Source organism: Roseateles sp. DAIF2, from assembly GCF_015624425.1.
Taxonomy (GTDB): Bacteria; Pseudomonadota; Gammaproteobacteria; order Burkholderiales; family Burkholderiaceae_C; genus Kinneretia.
Map to the genome: position 1 here is coordinate 2,159,140 of NZ_CP049919.1, position 11,777 is coordinate 2,170,916.

The 11,777-nt window shown below is 69.2% G+C and carries 9 protein-coding genes and 2 tRNA genes; 10 read left to right on the forward strand and 1 reads right to left on the reverse strand.

Features of this window, described 5'->3' with window-relative positions; translation table 11 throughout:
- Positions 1-28: 28 nt before the first annotated feature.
- Together G8A07_RS10015 and G8A07_RS10020 are read left to right on the forward strand one after the other, a co-directional pair.
- Positions 29-105, forward strand: a tRNA-Val gene (locus G8A07_RS10015).
- Between the two features lie 118 nt (positions 106-223).
- Positions 224-300: transfer RNA gene (locus G8A07_RS10020), tRNA-Val, on the forward strand.
- A 61-nt stretch (positions 301-361) separates the two neighbouring features.
- Here the strand turns inward: G8A07_RS10020 and G8A07_RS10025 are convergent.
- Positions 362-988, reverse strand: coding sequence for a TetR/AcrR family transcriptional regulator (locus tag G8A07_RS10025; RefSeq protein ID WP_195796866.1), 627 nt, complete (start codon positions 986-988; stop codon positions 362-364).
- A 186-nt stretch (positions 989-1,174) separates the two neighbouring features.
- Between G8A07_RS10025 and G8A07_RS10030 the strand changes: the two genes are divergently transcribed.
- From G8A07_RS10030 to G8A07_RS10065, 8 genes are all read left to right on the forward strand, one after another.
- Complete coding sequence (locus G8A07_RS10030; RefSeq protein ID WP_195796867.1) at positions 1,175-2,974, forward strand: ABC transporter ATP-binding protein; 1,800 nt, start codon at positions 1,175-1,177, stop codon at positions 2,972-2,974.
- Positions 2,975-2,979: 5 nt separating this feature from the next.
- On the forward strand, positions 2,980-4,746 hold the full coding sequence (locus tag G8A07_RS10035) for an ABC transporter ATP-binding protein (protein WP_195797695.1): 1,767 nt from the start codon (positions 2,980-2,982) through the stop codon (positions 4,744-4,746).
- The gene (locus G8A07_RS10040; RefSeq protein WP_195796868.1) at positions 4,746-5,690 is read left to right on the forward strand and encodes an ABC transporter permease; all 945 of its coding nucleotides are present in this window, start codon (positions 4,746-4,748) and stop codon (positions 5,688-5,690) included. The genes G8A07_RS10035 and G8A07_RS10040 overlap by 1 nt, the downstream gene beginning before the upstream one ends.
- Positions 5,691-5,698: 8 nt before the next feature.
- Complete coding sequence (locus G8A07_RS10045; RefSeq protein ID WP_195797696.1) at positions 5,699-6,652, forward strand: iron chelate uptake ABC transporter family permease subunit; 954 nt, start codon at positions 5,699-5,701, stop codon at positions 6,650-6,652.
- Positions 6,649-7,419 (forward strand): ABC transporter ATP-binding protein, encoded by a 771-nt coding sequence (locus G8A07_RS10050; RefSeq protein ID WP_195796869.1) that lies wholly within the window; start codon positions 6,649-6,651, stop codon positions 7,417-7,419. Before G8A07_RS10045 ends, G8A07_RS10050 begins: the two co-directional genes overlap by 4 nt.
- Before the next feature lie 5 nt (positions 7,420-7,424).
- A complete protein-coding gene (locus G8A07_RS10055; RefSeq protein WP_195796870.1) occupies positions 7,425-8,405 on the forward strand; it encodes a siderophore ABC transporter substrate-binding protein in 981 nt (326 codons plus the stop codon).
- Positions 8,406-8,603: 198 nt separating this feature from the next.
- On the forward strand, positions 8,604-10,703 hold the full coding sequence (locus G8A07_RS10060) for a TonB-dependent siderophore receptor (RefSeq protein ID WP_195797697.1): 2,100 nt from the start codon (positions 8,604-8,606) through the stop codon (positions 10,701-10,703).
- Positions 10,704-10,929: 226 nt separating this feature from the next.
- Positions 10,930-11,775 carry an amino acid ABC transporter substrate-binding protein gene (locus G8A07_RS10065; RefSeq protein ID WP_195796871.1) on the forward strand — a complete coding sequence of 282 codons (846 nt, stop codon included), beginning with the start codon at positions 10,930-10,932 and terminating at the stop codon, positions 11,773-11,775.
- Positions 11,776-11,777 lie beyond the last annotated feature (2 nt).

Consider the following 11,777-nt stretch of genomic DNA (forward strand, 5'->3'; position numbering starts at 1 on the left):
ATTTTCGCGCTATACTGCAAAGCTCTTCAGGCGCGTAGCTCAGTTGGTTAGAGCACCACCTTGACATGGTGGGGGTCGTTGGTTCGAATCCAATCGCGCCTACCAAATTTGTTGGTAGATGTCTGGCCCCATGCAAGCCAAGCTTGTTTGGGGTTTTTAAATGGCCTGAAGAGAAAAGCTGCGATGGACAGGTCTTGCGAGGGGCTTGGCAGCACAAAATTCCAGGCGCGTAGCTCAGTTGGTTAGAGCACCACCTTGACATGGTGGGGGTCGTTGGTTCGAATCCAATCGCGCCTACCAAATACGGTAGACAGTTAGTTCAAAAGCCCGGTCGCTCGATGAGCCGCCGGGCTTTTTGCTTTCAGCGCCCCGCACCGGGGCCGCTCTTCAGCACGGCCAGCGCGCCGACGATCAGGATGTGCATGCCCTGGGCGAACTCGCTCTCGATCTCGGCCGCCTCGGCCGCGCGCTCGGACTCCAGCTCCAAGCCCAGGCCCGAGACCGAATACACCGTGTCGGCCACCGCGATGCAATGGAAGGCCAGCGTTGCGAGCAGCCAGCGCGCCTGCTCCTTGGAAATGCCGTAGGCCTGCGCGATCAGGCTCTGGTGGTGATCGATCTTGGCGATCATCGGCTGGGTCGCCGCCGAACGGCGGATCAGGTAGGGCGTCAGCCCTGGATTCGCCTTGACCATGTCCCGCAGCGAGGCGACGAACAGATGCAGATAGGGCTCCAGCTCGCGCGGCCCGGCATCACCGCCCTGCGGCAGCTCCCAGCGGCTGAACACCTCCTCGGCGATCAGGCGCTTCAGCGCCTCGAGGCTGGGCACATGCTTGTACAGCGCCATATGGCTGACCCCGAGCGCCGCGGCGACGCCGACGAAGGTGAGCTTCGGCAGGCCGATCGCGAGGCCGGCATCGACGATGCGCTCGCGCGTGATGCTGCGCGGGCGCCCGCGCGCCGCGGGTGCGGATGGTGACGAGGGCATGGCTGGTTCCCGTTCCTTGACTACGGTCTTGCGGTCGTGCTTTTCTGAATTAGTTTATAGTCATGAAACTAATTCGCGTTTCGATTCCCGATAGCGCTCCACGGCCCATGCCGATGGCCTATCCGTTCGCGAGACAGGGGCGAATCGACCCCGATCTTCAGCGTCCTTGCAGGTTTTCTTGTTCTCATGAGTTCTCGCGACACGGCCACGGCCGAGCCCCAGGGACCCTGCCCGATCGGCCGGGTATTGAAACCGATACGCGGGCGGCTGGCCGTGGCAGCCGCGCTGGCGGCGCTCGGCACCATGCTGACCCTGCTGCCGCTGGCCGGCATCCTGTACATCGCGCAGATCGTGCTCGGCGAGGCCGGCATCGCCGCGGTGGCGCAGGGCGACGAGATCTGGTGGGCGGTCATCTGGAGCGTGGTGAGTGTCTTGGTCGGCATGGCCCTGGTGTCGGCCGGCGAACTGGTGGCCCATCTGGCCGACAACCACCTGACCCACCAGCTGCGCCTGAGCGCCGCGCGGCGCCTGGCCCAGGTACCGCTGGGCTGGTTCACCGGCCGCACCTCGGGGGAGGTCAAGCAGGCGCTGCAGGACGACATCGCGACCCTGCATGGCCTGAGCGCGCATTTCTACACCGCGGTGGGGCGGGCCGCCGGGGCCATCCTGATCTCGGTGCTCTATCTGTTCGCGCTGGACTGGCGCCTGGCGATTGTCGCATTGCTGCCCTTCCCGGGCTTCTTCCTGTTCCTGCGCCGCGCCATGCGCGCCGGCGCGGCCAATATGCCCGAGCTGGTCGCCGGACTCGGGCGCATCAATAGCGCGACCGCCGAGTTCGTCAACGGCCTGCCGGTGCTGAAGGCCTTCGGCGGCGGTGGCCGCTCGCACGAGGGCTACCGGGACGCCGTCGATGCCTTCGCCCGCGCCTTCGTCGGCTTCACCCGCTCCCTGGTGGGGCCGATGGCCCATGCCCACGCGATGATCGCGCCGGTCACGGTGCTGGGCCTGGTGCTGCTGTTCGGTACCTGGTTCACGGCCATGGGCTGGATGACGGCCGTCGATGTGCTGCCCTTTGCGCTGGTGGCGCCGGGCATCTGCGCGCCGCTGCTGCTGCTGCACACCCTGCTGCACGATCTGGGCAGCGCGACCGGCGCCGCCCAGCGCGTGCTGGCGCTGCTGGAAACGCCGCTGCTGGCGCCGCCGGCCGCCGGCCAGGCGCAGGCGCCCGCGGGCTCGGAGCTGCGCTTCGAGAACGTCAGCTATGCCTATGGCGCGGAGCAGCAGCGGGCGCTGTCCGACATCAGCTTCACGCTCGAGCCGGGCACGGTCACCGCGATCGTCGGCCCGTCGGGTGCGGGCAAGTCGACCCTGGCGCGGCTGCTGCTGCGCTTCTTCGATCCCGACGCGGGCCGCATCACGCTCGGCGGCGTGGACCTGCGGCGGCTCGAGAGCTCGACCCTGTACCGGCATGTGGGCTTCGTGCTGCAGGAGGTGCAGCTGATCCACGCCAGCCTGCGCGACAACATCGCGCTGGGCCGGCCCCGGGCCAGCCAGCGGGAGATCGAGGCCGCGGCGCGCGCCGCGAACATCCATGAACGCATTCTGGCCCTGCCGCGCGGCTACGACTCGGTGGTCGGCGAGGACGCGCAGCTCTCCGGCGGCGAGCGGCAGCGGGTCAGCATCGCGCGCGCCATGCTGCTGGATCCACCGGTGCTGGTGCTGGACGAGGCGACCGCCGCCGCCGATGCCGGCAATGAGCTGGCGATCCAGGAGGCGCTGGCGCGCTTTGCGCGCGGTCGCAGCCTGCTGGTCGTCGCGCACCGGCTCGACACGGTGCGCCGGGCCGACCGCATCCTCGTGCTCGAGGCGGGCCGGATCGTCGAGCAGGGCCGGCATGCGGAGCTGCTGGCGCTGCGCGGCCGCTACGCGCGCCTGTGGTCGCTGGGCGGCCATGTCGAATCCAGCGCGGAGACGACGACATGCTGATGGCCATGATCAAGACCCTGGGCCGGTTGCTGGGCGAGGACGCGTCCGGCCTGCGCCGCTATGTGGCGATGGCCGCGCTGCTGGGCCTGCTGGGCGGGCTGACGACCGCCACCCTGGTGCCGGTGCTCGGCCGGCTGCTGGCCGGCGACATCGACGGCGCCGCGCGCTGGCTGGCCGTGCTGCTGGCCGGCGTGCTGGCCTGCTGGGCCTGGCGGCATCGGGTCGAGCGGGCCGGCGTGCGCGTCGGGCTCACGGTCCTGCAGGGCGCGCGCCACCGCCTGGGCGAGCATGTCCTGCGCCTGCCGATCGGCTGGTTCACGCCCGCCAATACCGCGCGGCTGGGCCATGTGGTCACGCAGGGCATGATGAGCCTGGCCCAGCTGCCCGCGCATGTGTTCACGCCGGTCATCGGCGGCCTGGTGGCGCCGCTGGTCCTGGCCCTGGTGCTGTGCCTGCTGGACTGGCGGCTCGGCCTGATCGCGCTGGCGGCGCTGCCGCTGCTGGCCGGCATCTCCCGGCTCTCGGCCGGGTTGTCGCGGCGCGCCGATGCGGCCTTCCAGCGCAACTTCGCCAACGCGAGCCGGCGCATGCTGGAGTTCGCCCAGGCCCAGGCCATGCTGCGCGCCTTCAACGGCGAGGGCGGCGGCACGCGCTTCCTCGAGCAGGCGATCGAGGGGCAGCGCCGCGCCGGCGCGCGCCTGATCTGGCTCTCGGCCCTGTCGGCGGTGCTCAATGCCTGGGCCGTGCAGGCCATGTTCGCGGCCCTGCTGATCGCGGCGGCGCTGGGGCTGAACCGGCAACTGGGCGGCGGCCTGGCGGCGGGCGAGCTGGTCGGCAGCCTGGTCGCGCTGCTGCTGGTGTGTCGCTATGTCGACCCGCTGCTGGAGGTGGTCGGCTATGGCGAGGTGCTGCGCGGCGCGCGCGGCCAGCTCGATGCCGTGCAGGAGTTGCTGGCCGTCGAGCCGCTGCCGGAGCCGGCCGTGCCGCAGGCGCCGCGCGACGCCTCGGTCGAGCTGAGCGATGTTCATTTCGGCTATGCGCCGGATGAGCCCGCGGTGCTGCGCGGCGTGAGCCTGCGCGTCGAGCCGGGCAGCATGACCGCGCTGGTCGGCGCATCCGGCTCGGGCAAGACCACGCTGATGCGGTTGATCGCCCGCTTCTTCGATGTGGGGCAGGGCCGCGTGCGCGTCGGCGGCGTCGACGTGCGGCAGCTGTCCCAGGCGGGGCTGAGCGGCCAGATCGCGCAGATCTTCCAGGACAGCTATCTGTTCGCGGGCAGCATTGCCGACAACATCCGCGTCGGCAAGCCGGGCGCCAGCGATGCCGAGCTGCTGGAGGCAGCGCGGCAGGCCGGTGTGACGGAGATCATCGAGCGCCTGCCGCAGGGTCTGGCCACCCCGGTCGGGGAGGGCGGTGCGCGGCTGTCGGGCGGCGAGCGCCAGCGCATCGCGATCGCCCGTGCGCTGATCAAGGATGCGCCGATCCTGCTGGTCGACGAGGCCACCGCCGCGCTGGATGCCGAGAACCAGGCGGCCATCGCCGAGACCCTGGCGCGGCTGCGCGGGCGGCGCACCCTGATCGTGATCGCGCACCAGCTCTCGACGGTGGCGATGGCCGACCAGATCGTGGTGCTGGAGGGCGGCCGGGTGGTCGAGCGGGGTGCGCCCGCCGCGCTGCGCGCGCAGCCGGGGCCCTATGCGCGCTTCCTCGCGCAGCGCCGCGCGGCCAAGGGCTGGCGCATTGCCAGCGATGCCGGCGAGGCGTCCCGCTGATGCGTGCACGGCTGCTGTGCCTGTTCCTGCTGCTCTGCGCCGCCTCGCTGCTGATCGGCGCGCGGCAGATCGCCTGGTCGCAGGCGCTGAGCAGCGGGTCGGGCGATGCCTGGCTGACCCTGACGGCCAGCCGCCTGCCGCGCCTGGCGGCGCTGGTGCTGAGCGGCGTGGGCCTGGCGGTCTGCGGCGTGATCCTGCAGCACATCGTGCGCAACCGTTTCGTCGAGGCCGGCACCTCGGGCGGGCTGGATGCGGCCAAGCTCGGCATCCTGGTCTCGCTGACCTGGTTGCCGGCCGCGGGCACGCTGGCGCGGATGCTGTTCGCGCTGGCCTTCTGCCTGGCCGCCAGCCTGCTGTTCGTCGCCATCATCCGCCGCATCCGCTTTCGCAACACGGTGCTGGTGCCGGTGATCGGCCTGACCTATGGCAGCGTGCTGAGCGCGCTGGCCGAGTTCTACGCCTACCAGCACAACATCCTGCAGAGCATGCGCGGCTGGCTGCTGGGCGACTTCTCCAAGGTCGTGCAGGGCCATTACGAGATCATCTACCTGATCCTGCCGGTGGTGGCGCTGAGCTATCTGTATGCGCATCGCTTCACCCTGCTGGGCATGGGCGAGGACATGGCCACCAGCCTGGGGCTGGGCTATGCGGCCACCGCCGCCCTGGGCCTGCTGCTGGTGGCGGTGACGGTGGCGGCCACGGTCATCACGGTCGGGGCGATTCCCTTCGTCGGGCTGGTGGTGCCGAACCTGGTCGCGCTGCGCTATGGCGAGAACCTGAGCCGCACCCTGCCGATCGTCGCGCTGGGCGGGGCCAGCCTGCTGCTGGCCTGCGACATCGCCGGGCGGCTGCTGATCTACCCGTTCGAGGTGCCGATCGGCCTGACCGCCGGCGGCGTCGGGGGCCTGCTGTTCCTGCTGCTGATCCTGCGGGGGCTGCGTTGATGATGACGATGCGTGGCTCGATCGTGCGCCGGGCGGCGCTGCCGGTGCTCGTGATACTGGCGCTGGTCTTCGTGTTCGCCGGCTCGGGGCTGGACTTCGGCTATGTGATCCCGAAGCGGCTGCTGCGGCTGGCGGCCATCGGGGTCGGCGGCGTCTGCGTCGCGTTGTCGGCCATCGTGTTCCAGACCCTGGTCAACAACCGCATCCTGACGCCGGCGGTGATGGGCTACGAGGCGGTCTACCTGCTGTGGCAGTCGCTGCTCCTGCTGCTGCTGGGCACGCATGGGCCGGCCCTGCTGGGCGCGAGCGGCGGCTTCCTGGTCGCGCTGCTGCTGATGCTGGGCTATTCGTGGGCCTTGCAGCGCTGGCTGCTGGGTGATGGCGGGAGCGATGTCTACCGGCTGCTGCTGCTCGGCCTGGTGCTGACGATGATGATCGGCACCGCCACGCAGTTCATCCAGCTGCGCATCAGCCCCGGCGAGTTCGCGGTGCTGGAGCATCTGAGCAACACCTCCTTCAACCGGGTGCGGCCCGAGACCCTGCTCTATGCAGCGCTGGCGCTCGCGGCGGTGTGCCTGCTGGCGCGCAAGACGCTGCCGGTGCTGGACGTGCTGGCGCTGGGGCCCGAACAGGCGCAGTCGCTGGGGGTCGAGCATGGCCGGCAGATGCGTTTCCTGCTGGCGCTGATCGCGATCCTGGTCGCGGTCTCCACCAGCCTGATCGGGCCGACGGCCTTCATGGGCATCTTCGTCGCGCATATCGCCTATGCGCTGGCCGGCAGCAGCCGGCACCGCGTCACCCTGCCGCTGGCCTGCGCGGTCGCGATCGCGATCTTCATCGTCGCTCAGCTGCTGGTTGAGCATGTCTTCAACTACAAGACCACCGTCGGCATCCTGATCAATCTGGTGTGCGGCGCGTACTTTCTCGCGCTGACGGTCCGTGCCCGAGGGAGCGCCGCATGATCACCGTCCGCCAGCTGAGCAAGAGCTATGGAGGCCGCTCGGTGCTGTCCGGCGTCGACGCCGAGTTCCCGGCCGGGCGCGTCAGCTCGCTGATCGGGCCCAATGGCGCCGGCAAGTCGACCCTGCTGATGCTGATGGCGCGGCTGCTGCAGCCCAGCAGCGGCGAGATCCTGCTGGAAGGCCGCCCGGTCGCGGATATCGCGGTGGCCGACTATGCGCGCCAGGTCGCGACCCTGCGCCAGTCGCCGGGTTTTAGCCTGCGCCTGACGGTGGAGGAGCTGGTCGCCTTCGGCCGTTTCCCGCATGGGCGGGGCCGGCTGGGCGCCGAGGACCATCAAGCGATCGACGCGGCCCTGGACTTCCTGGGGCTGGCGCCGTTGCGGCGCGCCTATCTCGACGAGCTCAGCGGCGGCCAGCGCCAGATGGCCTTCCTGGCGATGACCATCGCGCAGCAGACCCCGGTGCTGCTGTTGGACGAGCCGCTGAACAACCTCGACATGAAGCATGCGGTGCAGATCATGCGCGCGCTGCGCCGCCTGTGCGACGAGCAGGGCCGCACCGTGGTGCTGGTGATCCACGACATCAACTTCGCCGCCAACTACTCCGACCACATCGTCGCACTGAAGGGCGGGGCGCTGCGCTTCAGCGGCCCGGCCGAGCATGTCTTGACCGAGCCGAGCTTGGCCGATCTGTACGAGCTGGACTTCGAGATCCTGCGCAGCGAGCGCGCCTGGCTGTGCAACTACTTCAACCCTCAAGGAGCATGAACCTCATGAATCCCAAGCGCAGGCGCTGCAGCCTGTTCCTGGCCAGTGCGGCGGCGAGCTTGCTGCTGCTGCAAGGCTGCGGCCAGCAGACGGCCGAGTCGTCCCGGCAGGCCGCCACGGCGCTGGCCGCGCCCATCACCATCGAGCACCAGCTGGGCCGCACCGTGATCGCGCAGCGCCCGCAGCGGGTCGCGGTGCTGGACATGAACGAGGCCGATTTCCTGGACCAGCTCGGCGTGCCGATCGCCGGCATGGCCAAGGACTACGTGCCGCATTTCCTGGCCCGCTACAAGGAAGCCGCCGAGGTGCAGGACCTGGGCGCCATCGTCCAGCCGAATGTGGAGCGCGTGCATGCGCTCAAGCCCGATCTGGTGCTGATGACGCCGATCCAGGCCAGCCATTACCAGGAGCTGAGCGAGATCGCGCCGACCCTGCATTTCGACGTGGATTTCAGGAACAGCCAGCAGGGCCATATCGCCGCGGTGAAGAGCCATCTGCTGACCCTGGGCCGCATCTTCGGCAAGGAGGCGCTGGCCGAGCGCAAGGCCGCCGAGCTCGACGCCAAGGTGGCGCAGGCCCGCGGCGTGACCGAGGGGCGGCCCGAGAAGGCCCTGATCGTGCTGCACAACAACGGCGCCTTCAGCTCCTTCGGGGTGCGCTCGCGCTACGGCTTCGTGTTCGACGCGTTGGGCGTCAAGCCGGCCAGCAGCGCCGCCGAGGCCAGCCTGCATGGCCAGCCGATCTCCAGCGAGTTCATCCAGCAGGCCGATCCCGACATCCTCTACGTGGTCGACCGCACGGCCGTGATGGAGCGCCGAGCGGTGATGAATGCCGAGCGCATGGGCAACCCGCTGCTGCGCCAGACCAAGGCCTGGAAGAACGGCCGCGTGGTCTTCGTCGACGCCGATGCCTGGTACATCACGGCCGCCAGCGTCAGCTCGCTGCAGATCGTCATCGACGATGTGCTGAAGGGCTACCGGCCTTAAACCAAGCCCGACCCGATCCACGGGTTCGACTTGATGCGGGAATGATTCTCAATCCTGCGATGTCGGACCCCGATTTCTCTTCCCCTCTTTTTCTTCTTCTTCATCCGTATCCAGGAGTCCGACTTGACCCCATCCTCCCATGTCCCTTTCTTCGCCCTCAACTACTGCGCCGCCATCGCGGGGCTGAGCCTGGCCGCGATGGCGCAGGCGGCCGAACCGACGCAGCAGGACCGCGCTGCGGATGCGCCTGCGGCCGCGCTGCCGACGGTGCGAGTCAAGGCGCAAGCCGGGCCGGCGACCAAGGTCTATCCGGGCGGGCAGGTGGCGACCGAGGGCCGTGTCGGCCTGCTGGGCGACAAGGACTTCATGGAGACGCCGTTCAGCGTCATCAGCTACACCAGCCAGCTGATTGCCGACCGGCAGGCCAAGGACCTCACCGAGGTGATCGCCGGCACCGACCCGACGGTGTTCAGCAACGGCGTCACCGGCGCCTGGAGCGAGAACTACTCGATCCGCGGCTTCAGTGCCGGCACCGCCGACATCACGGTCGGCGGCCTGTTCGGCATGGCGCCTTACTACCGCACCTCGCCCGAGATGTATGAGCGCGTCGAGGTGCTCAAGGGCCCGTCGGCCCTGCTCAACGGCATGCCGCCCGGCGGCTCGGTGGGCGGCGCCATCAATCTGGTGCCCAAGCGTGCCGGCGATGCGGCGCTGACCCGCCTCACGGCGACCTATCTGTCCGACGCGCAGCTGGGCCTGCATCTCGACATGGGGCGGCGCTTCGGCGAGCACAAGCAATGGGGTCTGCGCTTCAACGGCGTCTACCGGGATGGCGAAGCCTCGGTCAAGCGGCAGGAGAAGAAGGTGCAGCTGGCCTCGCTGGGCCTGGACTGGCGCGGCGAGCGCGTGCGCGTGGCCGCGGACCTGTACAGCAGCGACGACCAGATCGATGGTCCGGCGCGCGGCATCAACCTGGCGCCCGGGCTGGGCGTGCCCCGGCCGCCCAAGCCCGACACCCTGATCAACCCGGCCTGGGGTTTCGTCGAGACCAAGGACCGGGGCGCGATGCTGCGCGGCGAGTTCGAGCTGGGCGAGCGGATCACGGCCCACGCGGCCCTCGGCAGCAGCAAGACCCGCTACAAGTACAACGGCACGATGCTGGCCCAGCTGCTCGACACCGCCGGCAACTACCGCACCTCGATCGGCCAACTGGCCTTCGAGGTCGACAAGAAATCGGCCGAGCTGGGCCTGCGCGGCAGCTTCCGCACCGGCGACATCGGCCACAGCCTGAACCTGAGCCTCAGCCATTACGAGCAGCAGCAGGACGACTATGGGCGCCGCACCGTGCCCGGGGCCGACTGGACCACCAACCTCTACCAGCCGGTGTGGGGGTCGGCCGTGCCCTTCGTCGCGCCGCAGATCCTCAAGACGGCGCTGCGCCTGAACAGCTACGGTGTCGCGGACACCCTGTCCTTCGCGCAGGACCGGGTGCAGCTGACCCTGGGGCTGCGCCGCCAGGACGTGGTCAGCGACGGTTTCAGCATCGTGACCGGGGCCAGGACCTCGCGCTATGACCAGGGCGCGACGACGCCGGCGGTGGCCCTGCTGGTGAAGGCGAGCGGCAACATCTCGATCTACGCCAACTACATCGAGGGTTTCAGCCAGGGCGCCAGGGCGCCAATGGACGCCGCCAATGCGGGCGAGGAGTTCGCGCCCTACAAGACCAAGCAGCAGGAGCTGGGTCTCAAGCTGGATCTGGGCGACTTTGCGCACACGCTCAGCCTGTACCAGATCAAGCGCCCCAGCAGCTACACCGATCCGGTCAGCAAGGTCTTCTCCTTCGGCGGCGAGCAGCGCAACCGGGGCCTGGAATGGAGCTTCTTCGGCACGGCCCTGCGCGGCCTGCGCCTGATGGGCGGGGCCGCCTATGTCGACCCCAAGCTGACCAAGACCGCCGGCGGCGTGAATCAGGGCCGGCAGGCCACCGGCGTCGCCAAGCTGCAGGCCAAGCTGGGCGGTGAATGGGACCTGCCCGCGCTGCCGGGCCTGACCCTGACGGCCAATGCGACCTCGGTGTCCAAGCAGTACATCAGCGCCGACAATGCCCTGTGGGTGCCGGGCCGCACCACCTATGACCTCGGCGCGCGCTATGCCGGCCACGCCTTCGGCCTGCCGCTGACCCTGCGCGCCAATATCGCCAATGTGACGAACAAGGCCTACTGGGGCATGCCGCTGCTGTCCAGCCTGGCGCTGGGCGCGCCGCGCACCCTGATGGTCTCGGCGACGGTGGATCTGTGACCGGGCGGCCGGGCGCGGCCGCGCCCGGCCACATCCGGTGAAACCCGGCCAAAGCCCTCCGGGCCCGTTTGCCCATCGGTGAAGACGCGCATGCGAAGCCCGGTGCTTCGCGGGAACAATGCGCGCTCGCTCGCCTCCTGGTCCACGGGTTTTGCCGATGTCGTTGCTGTTGCGCTGTCTTGCTGCCGTCCTCTCCTCTGCCTTGGCCCTGTGTTGCGGGAGCGTGATGGCGGCCGACGGCCCCTCGCTGGCGCGCATCAAGGCCACCGGCGTGGTCGTGATCGGCTACCGGCCGGCCTCGTTGCCCTTTTCCTATCTGGATGCCCGGCTCAAGCCGATCGGCTATTCGATCGAGCTGTGTGATCGCGTGATCGCGGCGCTGAAGGTAAGGCTCAAACTGCCCGAGCTGGAGACCAAGCGCATCGCGGTCGGCTCGGCCACGCGCATGCCGCTGGTGGCCAACGGCACCCTGGACATGGAATGCGGCATCACGACCAATACCGCCGAGCGTGCGCGCGCCCAGGCCTTCTCGGTCACCACCTTCGTGGCCGAGACCAAGCTGCTGTCGCGCGGCGGCGACCGTTTCCAGAGCCTGGCCGATCTGCGCGGCAAGCCGGTGGCCTCGACCATCGGCACCACCAGCATCCAGTACCTGCACAGCGTCAACGAGCAGCAGGACCTGGGCTTTCGCATCATCGCGGGCCTGGACGATCCCGAGGCCTTTCATCTGCTGCAGACCGGCCGCGCGCGCGCCTTCATGATGGACGATGTGCTGCTGCGCAGCCTGCTGGCCCAGCTGCCCAGCGCCGAGGACTATGCGATCTCCGAGCGCGCGCTGACCGTCGAGCCCTATGGCATCGGCCTGAACCGCGATGACCCGGACTTCAAGAAGCTGGTCGATGAGGTGCTGGTCGGCCTGTACCGCAGCGGCGAGATCTTCGCCATCTACAAGCGCTGGTTCGAGTCGCCGATCCCGCCCAAGGGCCTGAACCTGAAGATGCCGATGAGCGAGGCCTTCAAGCGCGTGATCGCGAACCCGACCGACACGCCCGATCCGGCCTTCTACCGCTGAGC